General features: G+C 48.2%; 17 protein-coding genes. 9 read left to right on the plus strand and 8 right to left on the minus strand.

Annotated elements, in window-relative coordinates; all coding sequences use genetic code 11:
- The first annotated feature begins 1 nt into the window (after position 1).
- Positions 2–463, plus strand: a complete 462-nt coding sequence (locus H9Q13_RS02015; protein ID WP_224744011.1) for a hypothetical protein — start codon at positions 2–4, stop codon at positions 461–463.
- A gap of 236 nt (positions 464–699) precedes the next feature.
- Here the strand turns inward: H9Q13_RS02015 and H9Q13_RS02020 are convergent, their stop codons facing one another.
- The 3 genes from H9Q13_RS02020 to H9Q13_RS02030 all read right to left on the minus strand — a co-directional run bounded on the left by H9Q13_RS02020 (position 700) and on the right by H9Q13_RS02030 (position 2,872).
- Entirely contained in the window at positions 700–1,131 is a 432-nt protein-coding gene (locus H9Q13_RS02020) for a DUF2147 domain-containing protein (RefSeq protein ID WP_224744012.1), read from the minus strand.
- A 646-nt stretch (positions 1,132–1,777) separates the two neighbouring features.
- Complete coding sequence (locus H9Q13_RS02025; RefSeq protein WP_191182082.1) at positions 1,778–2,152, minus strand: hypothetical protein; 375 nt, start codon at positions 2,150–2,152, stop codon at positions 1,778–1,780.
- 111 nt (positions 2,153–2,263) lie between these two features.
- A complete protein-coding gene (locus tag H9Q13_RS02030) occupies positions 2,264–2,872 on the minus strand; it encodes a C40 family peptidase (protein ID WP_191182083.1) in 609 nt (202 codons plus the stop codon).
- Positions 2,873–3,136: 264 nt separating this feature from the next.
- On the opposite strand from H9Q13_RS02030, the gene H9Q13_RS02035 reads away from it, so the two are divergent.
- Positions 3,137–3,550: a hypothetical protein gene (locus H9Q13_RS02035; RefSeq protein ID WP_191182084.1), complete on the plus strand. Its 414-nt coding sequence runs from the start codon at positions 3,137–3,139 to the stop codon at positions 3,548–3,550.
- A gap of 97 nt (positions 3,551–3,647) precedes the next feature.
- On the plus strand, positions 3,648–5,456 hold the full coding sequence (locus tag H9Q13_RS02040; protein WP_191182085.1) for a M61 family metallopeptidase: 1,809 nt from the start codon (positions 3,648–3,650) through the stop codon (positions 5,454–5,456).
- Between the two features lie 78 nt (positions 5,457–5,534).
- On the opposite strand, the gene H9Q13_RS02045 is transcribed toward H9Q13_RS02040, so the two are convergent.
- Positions 5,535–6,266, minus strand: coding sequence for an SIMPL domain-containing protein (locus H9Q13_RS02045; protein WP_191182086.1), 732 nt, complete (start codon positions 6,264–6,266; stop codon positions 5,535–5,537).
- A 248-nt stretch (positions 6,267–6,514) separates the two neighbouring features.
- On the opposite strand from H9Q13_RS02045, the gene H9Q13_RS02050 reads away from it, so the two are divergent.
- A complete protein-coding gene (locus tag H9Q13_RS02050) occupies positions 6,515–6,958 on the plus strand; it encodes a hypothetical protein (protein ID WP_191182087.1) in 444 nt (147 codons plus the stop codon).
- 31 nt (positions 6,959–6,989) lie between these two features.
- Here H9Q13_RS02050 and H9Q13_RS02055 read toward each other — a convergent pair whose 3' ends face one another.
- Complete coding sequence (locus H9Q13_RS02055) at positions 6,990–8,414, minus strand: Glu/Leu/Phe/Val family dehydrogenase (RefSeq protein WP_191182088.1); 1,425 nt, start codon at positions 8,412–8,414, stop codon at positions 6,990–6,992.
- Between the two features lie 321 nt (positions 8,415–8,735).
- On the opposite strand from H9Q13_RS02055, the gene H9Q13_RS02060 reads away from it, so the two are divergent.
- Positions 8,736–9,233, plus strand: coding sequence for a hypothetical protein (locus tag H9Q13_RS02060; protein ID WP_191182089.1), 498 nt, complete (start codon positions 8,736–8,738; stop codon positions 9,231–9,233).
- 66 nt (positions 9,234–9,299) lie between these two features.
- On the opposite strand, the gene H9Q13_RS02065 is transcribed toward H9Q13_RS02060, so the two are convergent.
- On the minus strand, positions 9,300–9,899 hold the full coding sequence (locus tag H9Q13_RS02065; RefSeq protein ID WP_191182090.1) for an FKBP-type peptidyl-prolyl cis-trans isomerase: 600 nt from the start codon (positions 9,897–9,899) through the stop codon (positions 9,300–9,302).
- A gap of 748 nt (positions 9,900–10,647) precedes the next feature.
- On the opposite strand from H9Q13_RS02065, the gene H9Q13_RS02070 reads away from it, so the two are divergent.
- Positions 10,648–12,204, plus strand: coding sequence for an FMN-binding glutamate synthase family protein (locus H9Q13_RS02070; RefSeq protein ID WP_224744013.1), 1,557 nt, complete (start codon positions 10,648–10,650; stop codon positions 12,202–12,204).
- A 154-nt stretch (positions 12,205–12,358) separates the two neighbouring features.
- On the opposite strand, the gene H9Q13_RS02075 is transcribed toward H9Q13_RS02070, so the two are convergent.
- Positions 12,359–12,514 carry a hypothetical protein gene (locus tag H9Q13_RS02075; protein WP_191182091.1) on the minus strand — a complete coding sequence of 52 codons (156 nt, stop codon included), beginning with the start codon at positions 12,512–12,514 and terminating at the stop codon, positions 12,359–12,361.
- A gap of 152 nt (positions 12,515–12,666) precedes the next feature.
- On the minus strand, positions 12,667–16,053 hold the full coding sequence (locus tag H9Q13_RS02080) for a methylmalonyl-CoA mutase family protein (protein WP_191182092.1): 3,387 nt from the start codon (positions 16,051–16,053) through the stop codon (positions 12,667–12,669).
- Between the two features lie 388 nt (positions 16,054–16,441).
- Between H9Q13_RS02080 and lepA the strand changes: the two genes are divergently transcribed.
- From lepA to H9Q13_RS02095, 3 genes are all read left to right on the plus strand, one after another.
- A complete protein-coding gene (gene lepA / locus H9Q13_RS02085; RefSeq protein WP_191182093.1) occupies positions 16,442–18,226 on the plus strand; it encodes a translation elongation factor 4 in 1,785 nt (594 codons plus the stop codon).
- A gap of 154 nt (positions 18,227–18,380) precedes the next feature.
- On the plus strand, positions 18,381–19,262 hold the full coding sequence (locus H9Q13_RS02090) for a bifunctional 5,10-methylenetetrahydrofolate dehydrogenase/5,10-methenyltetrahydrofolate cyclohydrolase (RefSeq protein ID WP_191182094.1): 882 nt from the start codon (positions 18,381–18,383) through the stop codon (positions 19,260–19,262).
- Positions 19,263–19,624: 362 nt separating this feature from the next.
- A complete protein-coding gene (locus tag H9Q13_RS02095; RefSeq protein WP_191182095.1) occupies positions 19,625–20,278 on the plus strand; it encodes a 7-carboxy-7-deazaguanine synthase QueE in 654 nt (217 codons plus the stop codon).
- Positions 20,279–20,280: the final 2 nt, after the last annotated feature.

A 20,280-nucleotide genomic window follows, 5' to 3' on the forward strand; every position in this document is an offset into this window, starting at 1 on the left:
TATGTTGACACAAGAACTTGAACTAAAGAAAAAACTACTGCAGCAATCAACTAAAATGCTGAACGTGCAGATTCAGGCGGCGAAAGAAGCGATGGATGAGGCGCAGGAAAGTGCCAACGAGCACCATGGCGCCATCGAAGATAAATTCGAGTCGTTCAGAGAAGCCTGTCAGATTCAACGCGACATGTACGCCAGGCAACTGGATGAGCTCATCACGACCATGGGGCTGCTGAAACGGGTTAATGCAACCAAGGAAAACAAAGACGTTTCGCTCGGAGCAGTTGTGATGACCGAACTTCAGAACTACTTTATAGGTGTAAGCCTCGGTGAAATCAAAGTGGACGGCGATTCGTTCTACGCTATATCCGGCATGTCACCGCTCTACAAGGCCATGGCCGGAAAAACATCAGGCGACACTTTCGTGTTTCGGGATAAGGAATATAAGGTGTTGCAAGTGTTTTAAGAACAGGAAATGCTTGGTCTATTCAGCTGGGGAATTGGCTAAGTTCTGACTGACTTAAGTCCGACTGGTTGATGCACAGGTATAGCTTGCCTGACATCTGAATAGGTATAGCCTTTGCTTCTGTTATATTTATAAAAACCTTTTGCGCAGTAAATCAGTTTGATAGGATGTAAAGGGTTGAAAAAAGGAAAGGTTGGCAGCGATGCCAACCTTTCCTTTTTGGAAGCTATGTCTGATTAGTCTACACGCGTCCAATTCTGAGTTCTGCCGATCAGTGAGATACCAATATAGCCCTTCACCTCCATCTTGTCTTTGCCAGTCATCTTCATATAGCATGAGTATGTCTTGCCACTTTCCGGATCATAAATGGTACCATCGTCCCACTTGTTGTCGCCGTCGTATTTGAAATCCTTCATAAACACCAAACCCTGCAAAGGACGGTTTCGCATCTTCTTATCAGGGTTATTGTCATCCAGTTTAGGTTTTCCGTTACGCAGGGGCTCCTTTAGCTGCACAATCTTGCCGTACATTTTGTCGCCTGACTGGTAGATCTCAAATCGGGCTTTGCCTTCTTCATTTGTCCAGGTGCCTACCGGAGACATCTTTTGGGCCCAGGCTACAGAAGAGAACAGCATGAGTACCACTAGGGTTAAGAGGTGCTTTTTCATGATTCGTTGGTTGTTTTGTAAGATTAGTAACGAAATATAGACAAAATAATTCATTTTTCAACTGAAATCCACTTAGGGTCGATTTTTTTCACGTGATGAGTAGTCTGAAGATATTCGGTTTTGCGCCTTCTCAGTATGTGATAAAATTAAGTGCAATTGATTCAGGATTCCAAATGGTTTATAATGAGTGATTTATATCAATTAACGTGCCTAAACATGGCAACGGGATGCACTACCCTAACATTTATGCAGAATAGAGGCTAAAAATAAGTGCCAAACCTTGTGAACTTATCTGCGTTCATTTATCTTTATAATATCAGTAAAGTAGCGAGTGCTACAGCTCAGTTCCGGACGCCAACTCAAGTGCTGGCATAAGGTTCGGGGTTCATGTCGGACTAAAGAGAAAGGAGGTGCTATGTCTAATCCATCAGTCGTCTTAGTAAGCCTTGGTAATAGTGTTCACCTTAACAACGGTGAGCTGGCTTAGTAAGCAGTGAGTATCTACTGCTTGCGCAGTAAATATTACCTTTGGTCTTGAATGATGGTGCTGCTGCAAAACAGGGTGCCGCTTGTTAAGATTTGAAGGATTCTAAAGCGCTTGATGTAACTTGACGGGTTACATCAAGCGCTTTTTCTTTTTGCCTCATCAGAGATCTTCTTTGTAAATCGTGTTATTGCCCAATCTCCGCTCCCGCAGGAAAGACGCCACATACGCGAGTACCGCCAGAAAACAACTGGCCCCCATAACCAGCACCAGAATATGCTTGCTATCCCACTCAAAAGTGTCCGGATTGATGCGCAGAATAAGTGCGAACCCAGCCAATAGCGTGAGAGCCGTTACGGTATGAAAAACAAAGCGGTTATGCCTGCGCAAATGATAGGTGCAGGCCAGCAGCAGCACACCAAAAGCCGGCGCAAGCAAAGCGATGACTGGCCTGGAGGGAAGCAGGAAATAACCCGCCAACCCCGCTACCACAAGGACAGTTGCATTGATGGTATTGATAATGTAAGGATGCATCATGTGTCTACTTTTTAAAAGCAACAGAACCGAACAGGTATAAAGTTACCTGCCCGGCTACCTAATGCGTCTTACGTAAAATACTGTCGGATATGTTTGAACTTGGCTGGATGATTACAACACTCGCCTAATGCCCAGTAGGCGGTCATTGTAGCGAGTGCCTTCCACCTGGCTGATTTTAACGCCACCGTTTGAGGAAGAGTGTACGAACGAAATCGTATCGCCCGGCTCTGAAATAACAATACCCACATGGCCCGGCTCGCGTACATTCAAGTTCGTACCCGTAAAAATCACGAGATCACCTGGTCGGGCGTCTTCCCGGTCAACCGCTACACCATCTTGCGACTGGGTAGAAGAAGATCGGGTAATGGGTACCCCATATTCTTCAAAAACGTGCGAAGTGAATCCTGAGCAATCAAAGCCGTTGCTGCTGGTGCCACCATATACATAGGGGGTGCCAATCAGCGAAACGGCATAGTCTATCAGTTCATCGGAGGGCAGTCCTTTTGGGGCCGCATACCATGCCTTATCTTCCGTATGGCTTGATCTTTTGGCCTTAGAAAAGGTTTGATTTCCACCGTCTGTTTTAGGCTCCTGATGATGAATGGCAAAATGCACCGGCGCTGGCTCTGTCGAACTGCCTGCCATATGATCCGGCTTTAAGGTAATCAGTAGAAACAATAAAAGGAGTGGGGCTGCCACCAGCAGAAATATCTTTTTCATAGCTTGTAGGGTTTGAGTTATAACACCAAGTATGAGAATATCGTGCCAAGATTGGCTTTGACCACCACAATGCAGTGAGGATGTCGTAACAGAAAAAACTTTGGCTTCGAATTATGGGCCTTTTGCATAGAATTTCAAACGCTTCATCAGAGAATTAAAACTATCTGTCGATAATTAACTTAATTGGAAATTATTTTGGTATAATAGTGTTATATATTATAATATTATGTATATTTATGTAATTCAATTAGCATGTATTCCAGAATGGAAATCTACAAATCCGAATCGTTTATGGTACAGCATTCAGAAGAGCAGTTACTGCTCCGCTGTAAAAAATCACTGCATTCGGAGGAGTTCAGAGCGGGGTTAACGAAAGCGTTACAATATGCCAGGGAACACCAAATCAAAAAGTGGCTACTGGACCTGAGGGAAATAGGCAAGTTGAGTGAGGCAGATGAAACCTGGGTGCAGGTGCAGCTTTTTCCACAGATTATGATTCACTTGGGTATGAAAAACTATGTGGCGGTAGTGATGGATGAGCGTTGTTATGCCAACATGGTGGATGAGTCCGGGCTATTGGGGCTGAAGAGTTACAATTCCTTTATTATCATCAATACGTTCTACCAGTTGGAGGAAGCAGCTTCCTGGTTAGAGGGCAAACATCCAAATTACGTCTGAGCGTCGCAGGTGGGAAGCCACGAACAGCGGTGGGATTTTGAAAAGCACGGTTTTTGTTGTAAAATGCCTTTGCTTTAACTAAATTCTAAATAATCGCATGCTTCAACCAAGGCAAATCAAACCCTTACTCTTTCTCACACTCTGTTTCTTTTTCTGGAATACCTTCGCAACTCTGGCAGCCGACCTAAGGTATACGCTGGCCATGCCTGCACCTCATACACACTATTTTGAGGTAGAAGTAGAACTTTCTGGCGCCCGCAAGAACTACATCGACTACAAAATGCCTGTCTGGGCCCCGGGTTCTTACCTGGTGCGTGAATTTGCCAAAAACGTGGAAGGCTTCGCTGCTACCGACAAATCAGGCAAAGCCTTACGCTCCGAGAAAATCAATAAAAACACCTGGCGTGTGTACAGTAACAAAGCGGACGCTGTGCGGGTGAAGTACAAGGTATACGCATTTGAGATGAGCGTGCGCACCAGCTTTCTGGATGCATCGCATGGCTATGTGAACGGCACCAGTGTGTTTATGTACCCGGAGGGCTATCAAAAAGAAAGCGGTTCGCTGGTGGTGCAGCCTTTCAAGGAGTGGAAGAAAGTTTCTACCGGCCTAAAAAACACCGGGGGCTATACCTATACCTTCGCCAACTACGATATTCTGGCAGACTCCCCGCTGGAAATCGGCAACCAGGAAGTGCTGACCTTTGAGGCTGGAGGCGTACCGCATGAGGTAGCCATGTACGGTGAAGCCAATTACCAGCCTGAACAATTGCTAGCCGATATGAAGAAGGTAACCGAGGAATGCATCAGCCTGATGGGGGAGTTACCCGTTGATCGCTATGTGTTCATTGTGCACAACCTGCACAAAGGCGGCGGAGGACTGGAGCACCTGAACTCCACCACGTTGCAGACCAGCCGCTGGAACTATAGCTCGGAGCAGGGCTATACCGGTTTTATGGGATTGGTAGCGCATGAGTACTTTCACCTATGGAACGTGAAGCGGCTGCGACCTGCCCCACTTGGTCCGTTCGATTACGATAAAGAAAACTACACCCGCCTGCTTTGGGTATCGGAAGGTATTACAAGTTATTACGATGACCTAATCACCCAACGGGCCGGTTTGATGAGCCCAAGCCGCTACCTGGACGTAGTGGCGGGCAGCATAAGTGCCGTGGAGAACACGCCGGGCAACCAGGTGCAAACCGTGAGCGAGTCCAGCTTCGATGCTTGGATCAAGTATTACCGCCGCAATGAGAACTCCAACAACGCAGAGGTTTCCTACTATACCAAAGGCGGTGTGCTGGGACAATTGCTGAATATGGAGATCATGAAAGCAACCAAAGGAGAAAAGAGCCTGGATGATGTGATGCGCTACATGTATGATCGCTATTACAAAAAGTTGAATCGAGGCTTTACGGAGCAGGAATTTAAAGAGGCGCTGGAACGCTTTGCCGGCAAAAAGCTGGACGGTTTCTTCAACGACTACGTGAACGGCACCAAATCGCCTGACTATAACAGTTACTTCGAAGCAGCCGGCCTCCGCCTCGTTGATCAGAATGAGGGTGTACTAAACATCAACTGGGGTGCAACCACCGCTTCGGAAAACGGCAAAATGATGATCAAAGTTGTGTCACGTGGTAGCAGTGCCTGGGAAGGTGGCCTGAACGTAAACGATGAACTTATTGCCATAGACGGCTACCGGGTGGAAGGGGATATTAAGCCTTTCATCAGCGGCCGAAGCATAGGAGATAAACTATCGGTTACCGTGAGCCGCGATGGCCGTTTATTAAGTTTAGAGGTGCCTATTATGCAGGATAATAACGTACGATACCGTTTCGAGAAGGTGCCAAACCCTACGGCAGTGCAGCAGAAAATCTATGACAAATGGCTGCATCAGGCCGGTACTTAAAATCCAACTTATACCTTGAAAACACAAGAGGCGGTTTCTGTACGGAAGTCGCCTCTAGTGTTTTTGAAGATCGGTTGATCAATCGAGCCGGAACGAAGCATTGACCACGGCGGTGATTTCCTTTTCAATAGAACTTACGTCATTTATTCCGTAATCAGACACCATGTTGGAATTCACTGGCGTAATCTGCAGCACACCCATGCGGGCATTGGTAATAGGGCCTAATTCGCTTCCTGTAGCTTCAGCAATTTTCTGTGCCCTGTTCAGGGCGTCACGGGCCGCGTCTGCCTGGATCTCGATTTTTAAGTCAGCCAACCCCGAATAGTAGTACTCCGGCGGCATAACCGAAAAGTCCACGCCCTGGCTTACCAGTTCTGTTATAGCCAATGACACCTCCCTGATTCTGTTCACATCGTTGGAGCGCACCTCAATCATCTGGTTTGCTTGGTAGCGTGCGATGTTATTGGTCTGATAACCTTGGCTGCTCAGTTCGTAAATCGGGTTGAGGTTGATCGTGGTCAGGCTGATGTTCTCCTCTTTGAACCCCTGCTTTTGAAGGTAGGCGACCACCAACGGGCGCTGGCGCTGTAGGCTTTGGTAGGCCGCCTCTGCAGACGGCGCACTCGCCTGAATGTTTCCACGCAGAATGCCAAAGTCTGATGTGATCTCTCGTTTGGCCGAACCTGTCACCGTAATCGTTTGGTTCTGCGTCGCACGCTTATGCCAGAACGTGACGAAAAGTAGCATGCACAGCAACAAACTGATGCCCAACACAACAGCAGCCATGACAAGCGAAGAGTTATTTCTCATATAGTAGTTAAATTGTAGAGCTAGCAGCGATATCCTATAATACGGTTCATAAAGAGAGTATATTATATAATATCATTAATTTTTATGGGAGGTATATCTGGTAATTTAAAATACTGTTTAATGAGTGCAATTTAAAAAGATGGTAAAATTGCACGGTTTTTATTTTTTTTGAGAGTATCCGGATTTGTTGGATCAGAAATTATGTTTTAAATTTCGGATATTAAATTAAAAACCAAGCGCTTTGCTATATGGTGGTATGCGATACCCCTTATGCCTATATCACCTATTCCAGTCAATCGGAGGTGCTTTCAATTAAATGGAAAGACAGGCCTAGTTTAGAACAGTTTAAAAACGTGTATTGGCAGGGGCTTCAGTTCGTGAAAGCCCATCCTGAAATTCGTTTTTACTGCGTCGATATTTCCCTGATTGGCCCGTTTGATCAGGAACAGGAACTGTGGCTCAACTGGGAGTTCTGTCCGCAGGTGCTGGACTGTATTCAAACGAACATCTTTGCAGCTGTTATTTTTTCAGAAGAGCACTTCAACGCCTTGGTTAATAACTATGTCGCGCCTAGCCTGCTGCCTATCCATGGGTTTATCCAGCTGAACTACTTCACGGATGCCGTGGAGGCCCATGACTGGCTTGCCTATACGCAAAGAAGTCAGGGTTTCGCTCTTGCTGCAAAATCCTGACTTCCATGTCTTTGTTCTCCAAGCTAATTGATCAAGGAAAAATTCCCAGCGCTTCGTAGCTCACGCCTATCTTTTCGATCGCGGTGAGGAAAGCGGCTGCACGCATATCCTCAATGTTCTTTCTGTTCATCACCCCCCTTATTTCATGGTAGGCATTAATCATGGTGTCTTCCAGGCCAGAGCGCACCAGACTGATCTCGTCTGCGCCCTGTATCAGGAGGCTGCGCTCATGCGTTGTCAGGCTTTTGCCCGAGGAGCTTTCTATGGCATTTACCAACCGGCGGTGGCTGGCTTCTTCGGCACGTTTTCCCATACGCCCAAACCGGACATTCGATAGGTTTTTGAGCCACTCAAAGTAAGATACAGTAACACCACCCGCATTGATGTAAAGGTCCGGAATGATGATGACGTCATTACTCAGCAATACCTTTTCGGCATCCCGGGTAACAGGACCATTGGCACCCTCAGCTATGATTTTGGCTTTGATCCGGCCCGCATTGCCTGCATGGATCTGGTTTTCCAGGGCTGCCGGGATCAAAATATCGCAATCTTCTTCGAGCAGTTCCAGAGAATTCTCAAAGTTTTTGGCGTTGCTGAAGTTCAGGATCGAACCTGTCTCGCTGCGATGTTTAAAGGCAGCTTCCACATCAATACCGTCGGAGTTGTATATACCTCCTTCGCGCTCTGCTATACCGATGATGATGGCACCATCCTGCTGGCAGAAATAAGCGGCGTTGTAGCCGACGTTGCCCAGCCCCTGTACGATAATTCTTTTACCTTCCATGGTATTGCCGCTGATGCCTGTCTTTCGCATCAGGTCTGCATCTCCGAGGGCTTCTCTAATACCATAGAACACACCTAAACCTGTTGCTTCGGCACGCCCTCTTATACCGCCCTGACCAACTGGTTTGCCCGTTACGCAACCCAGGGCATTGGTTTCGCCATACTTGAGTGCCTGGTATGTGTCGGCGATCCAGGCCATTTCGCGGCTGCCTGTTCCGTAGTCAGGTGCTGGTACATCCATACCGGGTCCGATCAGGTTTTTTTTGATCAACTCAGCTGCATAGCGCCTTGTCACTTTCTCGAGGGTTTTCACAGAACTGGTTCTGGGATTTATCTTCACGCCGCCTTTGGCTCCCCCAAATGGAACATCAACCACCGCGCACTTGAACGTCATAAGCGTGGCGAGCGCCTTCACTTCATCCTCGTCAACCTGCATGCTGAATCGGATTCCGCCTTTAGAAGGAAGCTTGTGGTGGCTATGCTGGACTCTTATACCTTCATATACCTCAACTCTCCCGTCGACTTCGACGGGGAAAGATACTTTGTAGACACTGTTACAGGTCTTGATCTGTGCCAGTATACCTGGGTCGAGCCTTGAAAAGCTGGCTGCGTGGTCGAAGAACTGGTGCACACTGTCCAGGAATTTCTTGCCTTCGTGTTGGGGGTTTGCCATACAACTATAGATTTTTTTGATGGATGCATTAAATGACTTTAAAACGGCTTCCGGCCTGTTTTGTTCTATATAGCCTTGTTGCAACAGGTATAGCTACAAATCGCTTCACTAGCAAATATAGCAGTTAGATGATTGTCTGAAAGACAGTTAGAATTAAATTTAATATGATACCAATAAAATATTTAACTATTTATTGTTTTTATGTTATAAATATTACACCTTTGTTTATAACGATTACATCAATTGCTGTAGCGCAATGCGAAAATTGCCCTAATTGGTGTAGGAGGTCTGATCTTTTGATGACAATAACCTAAAGATTTTATGTTTACAGATAATTTAATGGGCGCCCATGCTTTCGGTAAGCATTTTTCGGTAGGTGATCGTAACAGGAATGTCCTGCACGAAAGGTTATCGCTCAAATACGATAAAGAGGAAGAAACACTTTATATAAAATGGGAGGGGACAGTGAGTTCGGTCGAGCTCCGTCAGGGTTATGCTCACATCATGGACATGGTGTTCACTTACAGGCCTCAGAAATGGATTCTTGATCTGCAAAACCGTGTTTCCATCGAGAAAGATGATCAGCAATGGGTTTTTAAATACATATTCCCGGAGGTGCTACGGGCTGTTCGCAAAAGTGTGTTTATAGCCGTGATCATGCCAGTGTTCGCCTACAACAGCCTGGTGAGCGAGATTGACGGGGATGAGCTGATGGATGGGGATAATTTTATGATCATCAACCATTTCCTCTTCAAGGAGGAGAGCCGCCGCTGGTTGCAGGAAATGACCCTGACCGACCTTAAAAACGCAGGAGCTTAAACTGAAGGTATAGGTATAAAAATCCGGTATGGAATGGCTGAGCCTCCCATACCGGATTTTTTTATTTTAATGAACCGAGATCAGTTCCACATCAAAAATGAGGGCGGAGTTTGGACCGATCGCATCGCCGGCACCCTGTGAACCATAGGCCAGGTTGGCAGGTATAAAGAGTCTCCACTTAGCACCTTCTTTCATCAACTGCAATGCCTCTGTCCAGCCAGCTATTACGCCGTTCACCGGGAAAGTGGCTGGCTGGCCGCGCTCATAGCTTGAGTCGAACACGGTGCCGTCAATCAAAGTGCCGTGATAGTGTGTCGTTACTTTATCGGAAGCAGAAGGTGACTTGCCTGATCCTTCCTGCAGCACCTGGTATTGTAGGCCGCTAGGCAATGTCTTTACGCCATCCTTGTTTTTGTTCTCTGCCAGGAACGCCTCGCCAGCCTGCTGGTTTTCGGAACCCTTGGCACCTTGCTTTTGCTGCATTTCCTGCTGCAACGCCATCATGGCTTCCTGCACGTCTTGCTGCGACAGCGAAGAGGGCTGTCCTGCAATCACTTCTTTCAGACCTTTAACAAAAGATTCGGCCTCAATTTCTATACCTTGCTTCTTCAGGTTGGCAGCCATATCGCGGCCAATAATATAGCTTATTTTTTCCTGTAGTGTCATGTAGTGGATTATATATTGATTGATCGTATAAAAGTACGGCTTCGGGGGGGATTAACCTAAATGCGGCTTGGTTTAAAAGAAAAAAGCAGACTGCCTGGTCCGCCTTTCTGCTAATAGGTAAACAGTCGCAGGTTTAAAGATACAAGTGGATATCCTCTTCTTTGAGGTCAATTTCGAGCTCATGGGGCGTCAGCCATCCCTTTACAAGATAGCCGAATGTAGTGCCGAGTAGAAGTAAAGATGAAATAGTAGTTATGCGCATCATGATGTGGTAGCCTGAAGGGTTAAACTTGCTTTATAAAACGCTATATAACGGTGAAGGTTATGTCAAAAGTCATACTGGCTGACCATTGTTTCCTGATCAGGTATAGAGGGACTCTCTGCAGTAATTTTCAGGTAGTAGAACCGCTGTTTCCGGAGGCTGCGTCAGAATTATTATAGCTCTTAATATTGGGTTTTGTCAAATTCTTTCGCATACCTTTGCATTGTCAAATCTAACGGCATGAGACCATTTGGTCATACTAAATCATTGTTGCTGGCATCTCCCTTTGCAGGGCTGATTTCGGCGTCCCACCACCTGGCACTTTGTGATCAGCTGAATGGGTATTGCCTGCATTTCTTTACCTCTCCCAAAGCCTTCAACAAGTAGGCCGGGGCTGTTTGCCCTGGCGCTCATCGTTTAGGTGGCCACTCCGATAATGGCGTAACAATTCTAATTTCACATATTTCTTATCATTGATAATTCATTATGGCAAGTAAGGTCAGTGTGAGGCAGTCTATGGGCTATGCCTTTTTTGCAGCTTATTTGATTACCATGTTCTTCTCGGTGTTTGAGCGACCCTACCTGTGGCTGCTGGCGCTTATCGTGCCCCTGCACCTGCTATACCTGCGCAACATCCGGCAAGACAAGCATTCCATTCTCCGCAACTACCCGCTGGTAGGCTATCTGCGCTATTTCTTTGAGAGCATTCGCCCGGAGCTGCGGCAGTACTTCTTTGAGTCCGACCTCGATGGCAAGCCTTTTAGCCGGCGACAGCGCTCCATAGTGTACCAGCGTGCCAAGAACGTGCGCGAAACGGTGCCTTTCGGGATGCAGGCCAACAGCCAGGAGCCGGGTTTTGAGTGGATCGCCCATACCATGTTCCCGGTGCATGTGCAGCAGAAGGACCTGCGGGTGACGGTGGGCAGCAGCCGTTGCCGGCAACCTTACAGTGCCAGCATCTACAACATCTCGGCCATGAGCTATGGCTCGCTGAGCAAAACTGCCGTGACAGCCCTGAGCGCAGGAGCAAAGTTGGGTGGTTTTGCGCACAACACGGGTGAGGGGGGCGTCAGTCCGTTTCATATAGCAGGCGGGGGCGACCTGATCTGGCAGGTTGGTACTGGGTATTTTGGTTGCCGCGACAAAGATGGCCATTTCTCTGAAAATCTGTTTCAGCAGCAGGTAGCGCACCCGAACATCAAAATGGTGGAGATTAAGCTCTCGCAGGGGGCCAAGCCGGGGCACGGAGGTATATTGCCGGCTGCCAAAAACACTCCGGAGATTGCGGCCATACGCAAAGTCGAGCCTTATACCACGGTAGCTTCGCCGCCTGCGCACTCCGCCTTCAGCGATCAGTTCACCTTGCTGCTCTTCATCGACAAACTGCGTGTGCTGTCAGAAGGAAAGCCAATAGGTATAAAACTTTGTATTGGCAATAAGCAGGAGTTTGAGCGCCTTTGTCAGGAGATGAAACACAATCAGATCTTTCCTGACTTTATCACGATTGATGGGGCAGAGGGAGGTACCGGCGCGGCGCCGCTCGAGTTTACCGACAGCCTGGGTATGCCGCTTTACGACTCGCTTGCCTTCGTGCAGAACATGCTGCAAAAGTATGGGCTGCGTGACGAGATCAAGTTGATTGCCGCAGGTAAGATTATCACAGGGGTAGATATTATCAAGGCGATCTCGCTGGGAGCCGATATCTGCTACAGTGCGCGGGGCATGATGTTCGCCCTCGGCTGCATTCAGGCATTGCAGTGTGACTCGGGACGTTGCCCGGTAGGTATAGCCACCCAGGATCAGAACCTATACAAAGGGCTTCATGTGGCTGATAAGCGCGTTCGTGTGGCCAATTTCCATGGCAATACGATCAAATCCACCATTGAAGTGATGGAGGCCTGCGGATTCGAATCGCTGGGGCAGATTACTCCTGATAAAATTTTCAGACGTGTGGAGCAGGGTAGAAATAAGAGCTTCCAAGAGCTGTATTTTCCAAAAAAGGCTGCACCCAGTCAAATCAGTAATAACTATGTTCTAAACTGATATGGAAACTAAGAAAGTGACTTTCCTACTGGAGGCATCCGGCAATTTTGCTGTCTGGTTTTAACTTCTAAAAACAGCAAAAGCCAGTTCGCTTCCTGCCAAGGTATAGCGAACTGGCTTTTGTGTTTCTGTAATGATTTATACCTGCGTCCCATCAGGCATAGTCGCTGATATCTTCATCCCACAGGTCAAAATCTATTTCTTCTTCATCGATTTTGGTGCTCAGGTATACGTAGGCTGCTAAACCCAGGAACACCAGAGCAGAGCCAATCAGCATAAAGGGAAAATCGTCTTTCTTCTTAGTCTTCATAAACTCCATCATTTTATGTTGCCTTATACCTTGCTATACCTGATTATGTTGTGAAGTAATTGATTGTCAAGTGGTATAAAAGCAAAGGCCGGACATTTGCCCGGCCTTTGCTTTTAATAACGCTGGATGGTTCCGGCGTATTTTACTTATGCTTACATATTGCGACGGTACTGTCCGCCTACCTCAAACAGGGCATTGGTGATCTGGCCCAGTGAGCAGAATTTCACGGTTTCCATCATTTCCTCAAAAATGTTCCCGTTGTTGATCGCCACCTGCTGTATGCGCTTCAGCATTTCCTGTGATTGATCGGCATTGCGCTCATGAAGTCCTTGCAGCATTGAGATCTGGTACTGCTTCTCTTCTTCCGTGGCACGGATAACCTCTGTCGGCAACACAGTAGGGGAGCCGGTTGAAGAAAGGAAAGTGTTCACCCCAATGATCGGATACTCGCCGGTGTGCTTCAGCGTCTCATAGTAGAGACTTTCTTCCTGAATCTTGCCGCGCTGGTACATAGTTTCCATAGCACCCAATACGCCACCGCGTTCTGTGATGCGGTCGAACTCAGTCAGTACAGCTTCTTCCACCAGATCGGTCAATTCCTCAATAATGAAGGAGCCCTGCAGCGGATTCTCGTTTTTGGCAAGACCCAGCTCACGGTTGATGATCAGCTGAATCGCCATGGCGCGACGTACAGATGCCTCGGTTGGGGTCGTGATGGCCTCATCGTAAGCGTTGGTGTGCAGCGAGTTACAGTTGTCGTAAATGGCATAGAGTGCCTGCAGCGTGGTGCGGATGTCGTTGAAGTCGATCTCCTGCGCGTGCAGTGAGCGGCCGGACGTCTGGATGTGGTACTTCAGCATCTGCGAACGGGCATCTGCACCATACTTGTGCTTCATCGCTTTTGCCCAAATTCTGCGGGCCACACGACCGATCACGGCATACTCCGGATCGATGCCATTGGAGAAGAAGAAGCTTAAATTCGGTGCAAACTTATTGATGTCCATGCCGCGGCTCACGTAATACTCCACAAACGTAAATCCATTGGCCAGAGTGAAGGCCAGCTGCGAGATCGGGTTGGCACCTGCCTCGGCAATGTGGTAACCCGAAATAGACACCGAATAGAAATTACGCACGTTCTTGTCGATGAAGTAGGCTTGCACATCACCCATCAGACGCAGCGAAAACTCTGTGGAGAAGATACAGGTATTCTGCGCCTGATCTTCTTTGAGGATGTCGGCCTGCACGGTACCGCGCACTGCAGCCAATGTGCGGGTTTTGATCGGCTCGTATACCTCCGCCGGCAACACCTGGTCACCGGTCACGCCGAGTAGCATCAAGCCTAGGCCGTCGTTGCCTTTCGGCAATTCGCCCTGGTATTGCGGACGTGCTATACCTTTCTCTTTATAAATAGCGTCAATCTTCTGGTTGATCTCCTCTTCCAGTCCATTCTCTTTAATATAAAGCTCGCACTGCTGGTCGATGGCGGCATTCATAAAGAAGCCAGTCAGGATCGCAGCAGGACCGTTGATGGTCATGGAAACTGAAGTCATCGGGTCGGCCAGATTAAAGCCGGAGTAAAGCTTTTTGGCATCGTCCAGGCAGCAAATGCTCACGCCGGAGTTACCGATCTTACCGTAAATGTCCGGTCTGAAATCCGGGTCTTCGCCGTAAAGGGTTACCGAGTCAAAGGCCGTAGACAGGCGCTTGGCTGGCATGCCTAAACTTACGTAATGGAAGCGACGGTTCGTACGCTCCGGTCCGCCTTCACCGGCAAACATACGGGTTGGGTCTTCGCCTTCGCGCTTGAACGGGAACACACCCGCTGTGTAAGGGAACTCACCCGGCACGTTCTCCTGCAGGTTCCACTTCAGCAGATCACCCCACGCCTCGTAGCGCGGCGTAGAAACCTTCGGTATTTGCAGGTGCGATAGAGACTCCGTATGTGTTTTGATCTTCAGTTCTTTGTCGCGTACCTTAAAGATATAGAACTCATTCTTGTAGGCCTGAACCTTCTCTTTCCAGTTCTCCAAAATCTTCTTATTCTGCCCGTCCAGGCTCAGTTCCACCTCGGCATAAGCCTGCTCGAGTTGTTTTACCAGACGGTCCTTGTCCTCTACCTCTATACCTTGCACCGCCTCAATCGACTTCTTGATGCCATAGAGTTTCTGGGCAACTTCCGCCTGGTCCTTCGTCCACTTATCGTAGTTACGGATGGTTTCGGATATCTCGGACAGGTAGCGGGTGCGGGCAGGAGGGATGATAAATACCTTCTCTGACATTTCCTTTGAAGTCTGCAGGTTAGAGTCGAATTCTATACCTGTTTTCTCCGACAGCTTGGCCATCACGGCACGGTAGAGCTGGTTCATGCCTGGATCGTTGAACTGCGAAGCGATGGTACCGAAAACCGGTATCTCGTCGTCGTTCACGTCCCAGAGCTGGTGGTTACGCTTGTATTGTTTTTTCACGTCACGCAGGGCGTCGAGGGCACCGCGCTTATCAAATTTGTTGAGGGCAATTACGTCGGCAAAGTCGAGCATATCGATCTTTTCAAGCTGCGTGGCGGCGCCGTACTCGGGCGTCATCACATACAAGCTCATATCCGAGTGCTCAATAATCTCCGTGTCAGACTGGCCTATACCTGAGGTTTCCAGGATGATCATGTCGAAATCGGCAGCCTTCACAATATCCACGGCGTCCTGCACATACTTGCTCAGGGCCAGGTTGCTTTGGCGGGTTGCCAACGAGCGCATATACACTCTTTCGTTAGAGATTGAGTTCATACGAATTCGGTCACCTAATAAGGCACCACCGGTTTTGCGTTTGGATGGGTCTACCGAAATAATGGCGATCTTCTTTTTAGGGAAGTCTATCAGGAAACGACGTACCAACTCATCTACCAACGACGACTTTCCGGCACCGCCTGTACCAGTTATACCTAACACAGGCGTTTTCACTTCTTTCGCCTGCTCTCTTACCTCGTTCAGGATGCTGCGGGCTTCTTCCGGGTAGTTTTCCGCTGCGGAGATCAGGCGAGCAATGGCCTTCGGATCCTTGTCACGCAGGTGCATTGCTTCGCCATTCAGGTCCTTACCTGTCGGGAAGTCACACTTCTCCAGCATGTCGTTGATCATACCTTGCAAACCCATGGCGCGGCCATCGTCAGGAGAGTAGATGCGGGAAATGCCATATTCGTGCAGTTCCTCGATCTCAGTCGGAAGGATAACGCCGCCGCCGCCGCCGAAAATGCGGATATGGCCGCACCCGCGCTCGTTAAGCAGGTCAAACATATATTTGAAATACTCAAGATGCCCGCCCTGGTAAGAGGTAATGGCAATGGCCTGCGCATCTTCCTGCACGGCGCAATCCACGATCTCCTGCACCGAGCGGTTGTGACCCAGGTGGATCACCTCGGCCCCGGACGCCTGAATGATGCGGCGCATGATGTTGATGGAGGCATCGTGCCCGTCGAACAGGGATGCAGCCGTTACGATACGGATATGGTTGACCGGCTTATATGGTTCTACTTTAGTAAGTTGCATAATTTACTAACAAGGATTTTTTCAAATTTGATGCGAATATAGTCAATTTTGATCAGGATTTACAGGATTAAAGGATTGACAGGATTGCCTTTAGGGGTAAATTATATTAAATATAATAGGTGTTTCTTGAGCTTTTGCAGTAAACAGCCTGCTCCAACGACTTCACAGCCTGCACAGTTCCTGTGAGCCCTGTGGGAATAGCATTTGCTTCATTACAACCAAAACAATCCTAAGTCTAGAAGATACTATGATTTGTACATAGAGAAAGCTTTGAGGGCAAACTTCTAATCCTATAAATCCTAATTCAGACAATTTATCCTGTATTTTATCGGCTGAGAGCAGCAACAAAGCCACATTCTTCTTAACTTTGTTTTTCGTATAGATATTTATGAAGAACATTCGCAATTTCTGCATCATTGCCCACATCGACCATGGGAAGAGTACCCTGGCTGACCGTCTGCTGGAATTTACATCGACAGTGGCGGAGCGTGAGATGCAAAACCAACTATTAGATAACATGGACCTGGAGCGTGAGCGCGGCATCACCATCAAGAGCCACGCTATCCAGATGAATTATCGTTATAAGGGTGAGGACTACGTGCTTAACCTGATCGACACGCCTGGCCACGTAGACTTTTCTTACGAAGTTTCGCGCTCCATCGCTGCCTGTGAGGGTGCTTTGCTGATCGTGGACTCCTCTCAGGGTATAGAAGCGCAGACTATCTCGAACCTATACCTGGCCATCGGCTCTGACCTGGAGATCATCCCGGTTCTCAACAAGATTGACCTGCCGCACGCCATGCCAGAAGAGGTTTCTGACCAGATCATCGACCTGATCGGCTGCGACAAAGAGGACATTATTCATGCATCGGGTAAGGCAGGTATAGGTATAGAAGAAATTCTAAACGCTATCTGTGACCGTGTGCCTGCCCCAAAAGGCGACCCTGCCGCTCCGCTGCAGGCTTTGATCTTTGACTCCGTTTTTAATTCTTACAGAGGTATAGAGGTATACTTCAGAATCTACAACGGTACCCTGAAAAAAGGGGAGAAGGTGAAGTTCATCAACACCGGCAAGACCTACGAGGCTGATGAAATCGGGGTGCTCAAGCTAAACCAGGAGCCTCGCACAGAGATGGCTGCTGGTAATGTGGGCTACCTCATCTCAGGTATAAAGAATGCAAAAGAAGTAAAGGTAGGTGATACGATCACCCATGTGGATCGTCCGGCGGTAGGTATTCAAGGCTTTGAGGATGTGAAACCGATGGTATTCGCCGGTATATACCCGGTTGAGACGAGTGAGTACGAAGAACTTCGCAATTCCATGGAGAAGCTGCAGTTGAATGATGCTTCACTTGTTTGGGAGCCGGAGACATCAGCTGCCCTTGGCTTTGGTTTCCGTTGCGGCTTCCTGGGTATGCTGCACATGGAGATCGTGCAGGAGCGACTGGAGCGTGAATTCGACATGACGGTGATCACAACGGTTCCGTCAGTGCAGTTCCACGTTCATACTACAAAAGGCCAGTTACTGAAAGTAAGCGCTCCTTCCGAAATGCCGGAGCCAAATTATATCGACCATATCGAAGAGCCGTTTATAAAGGCGCAAATCATTTCAAAGTCTGAGTTTGTCGGCCCGATCATCACGCTGTGTATGGAAAAGCGGGGTATTCTGAAAAACCAGACGTACCTGACCAGCGACCGTGTAGAACTTTCCTTCGAAATGCCACTGGCCGAGATCGTATTCGACTTTTTCGATAAACTGAAGACCATTTCCCGCGGCTATGCTTCGCTTGACTACGAACTGATCGGTTTCCGTCAGTCGAACATGGTGAAGCTAGACGTGATGCTTAATGCTGAACCTGTCGATGCCCTGTCTGCGATCGTGCACCGTGACAAGGCCTACGAGTGGGGCAAGCGCCTGTGCGAGAAGCTACGTGAGCTGTTGCCGCGTCAGATGTTCGAGATCGCCATTCAGGCGGCCATCGGTCAGAAGATCATCGCCCGCGAAACGGTAAAGGCTATGCGGAAAAACGTACTGGCCAAGTGCTACGGCGGTGACATCTCCCGTAAACGCAAGCTCCTCGAAAAACAGAAGAAAGGAAAGAAACGCATGCGCCAGGTAGGAAATGTGGAAATCCCGCAAGAAGCCTTCTTAGCCGTGCTCAAACTCGACTAATAACAAGCCCCGACGTGCCCCTGCGCGTTGGGGCTTGTCGCTTTTATTGCTTGCACAAAAAACTTTGGTATCCTAAACATCTCGGTTTGTCCTAATTCAAAAAGTTTTGTGTCAAGAAAATTCAGAACTCATAACTATTAACTCATAATTCGAAATGACCCTGCTCGACGGTAAAAAAACATCTGAAGCCATTCAGCAAGAGATCGCTGCTGAAGTTGCCGAAATCAAAGCAAATGGAGGCAAAGTGCCTCACCTGGCAGCTATATTGGTAGGCAATGACGGCGGCTCTGTAACATACGTGAACAATAAGGTGCTGGCCTGCGAAAAAGTGGGATTTGGCTCGACGCTTGTTCGCTACGAAGACGATGTGACCGAAGAAGAATTGCTCAACAAAATTCAGGAACTGAACGAGAGCAAGGAAGTGGATGGATTTATCGTGCAATTACCGCTTCCAAAGCATATTAATACCCAAAAGGTGCTGGAGGCTGTGGATCCGAAGAAAGACGTGGATGGTTTCCATCCGGCAAACGTGGGCCGCATGGTGGCTGGTCTGTCCTCATTTCTGCCTGCCACGCCATACGGGATACTGCAGCTGATTGAGCGCTACAATATCGAAACCAATGGCAAGCACTGCGTAGTAATCGGGCGCAGTAACATAGTAGGTTCTCCCATGAGCATTCTGATGGCCAAAGCTGCCTACCCAGGCAACGCCACCGTCACGCTATGCCACCGCAACACCATCGATCTAGCTTACTATACCCGTCAGGCCGATATTATTATTGCAGCCGTTGGGATTCCCGGGCTTATTACTGCCGACATGGTGAAAGAAGGCGCGGTGGTAATCGACGTGGGCACGACCCGCGTACCAGATGCAACCCGCAAATCGGGTTACCGACTGCGCGGCGACGTGGACTTTGACAACGTGGCACCGAAGTGTAGCTACATCACGCCAGTTCCGGGCGGTGTTGGTCCGCTGACCATTGCGATGCTGCTTAAAAATACCTTAAGGGCTGCCAGAAACGAGGTGTATGCCTAATCAGTCAGAATCAGGATTCCCAGGATTTTAGGATTTCCAGGATTTTATTAGTGGGTAGGGTAAGTCTTTGCACGACCCTACTCATTTTAATTTGTGTGCATATCAACTCTCAGGATTTGAGTATTTGCTGGATTTAGCTCATGCATAATGTTTTCATCCAGCATTCTGTTCAGCATACAATCATGGAAATCCTTAAGGTAGTGGACCTATATTGTCATTCGGAACGGAACACCCTGTATACCTTGTTGCTTTTTTAACTAACTTTGCAAGTTAGGTGTGGCTTATACCTGTAAAGGTATAGCAATGGCCGATTAATCGCATGGCGTATACCTATAGAAAGGTATAGCTGAAGGAATACAGATTTGGAATCAACGAAAGCATACAAGACTGCCTCTATTCATACGGTGCCCAAAGATGGCAGCGAGTTACCACTGATGGAGGCTTTTTACACTATCCAGGGAGAGGGTGGAAATACCGGAACGGCCGCTTATTTTATAAGATTGGGGGGCTGCGATGTGGGTTGCCACTGGTGTGATGTGAAGGAAAGCTGGGACGCTGAGTTGCACCCGCTTACGCCTGTGGGTGAAATTGTGGAAACAGCCAAAGTGTTTCCGGGCAAAACCGTAGTTGTTACCGGGGGCGAGCCTTTGCTTTACAATCTGAATCCACTGACAGAGCAATTGCAGGAGCAGGGCATCAGAACAATGATAGAAACCTCTGGTGCTTACCCCATTAGCGGCCAATGGGACTGGGTATGTCTGTCGCCTAAAAAATTCAAAGCACCTGACGTATCTGTCTATCCTTTTGCAGATGAGCTAAAAGTCATTATATTTAACAAATCGGATTTCGCATGGGCTGAGGAGCATGCTGCCAGGGTAGGAACAAACTGCAAACTATACCTGCAGCCGGAGTGGAGCAAGGCCGGGCAACTTATGCCGCTCATTGTCGAATATGTAAAAAATAACCCCCAGTGGCGTGTGTCGCTTCAGACACATAAATACATGGATATCCCGTAACA

Source organism: Pontibacter aquaedesilientis, from assembly GCF_014773225.1.
Taxonomy (GTDB): domain Bacteria; phylum Bacteroidota; class Bacteroidia; order Cytophagales; family Hymenobacteraceae; genus Pontibacter; species Pontibacter aquaedesilientis.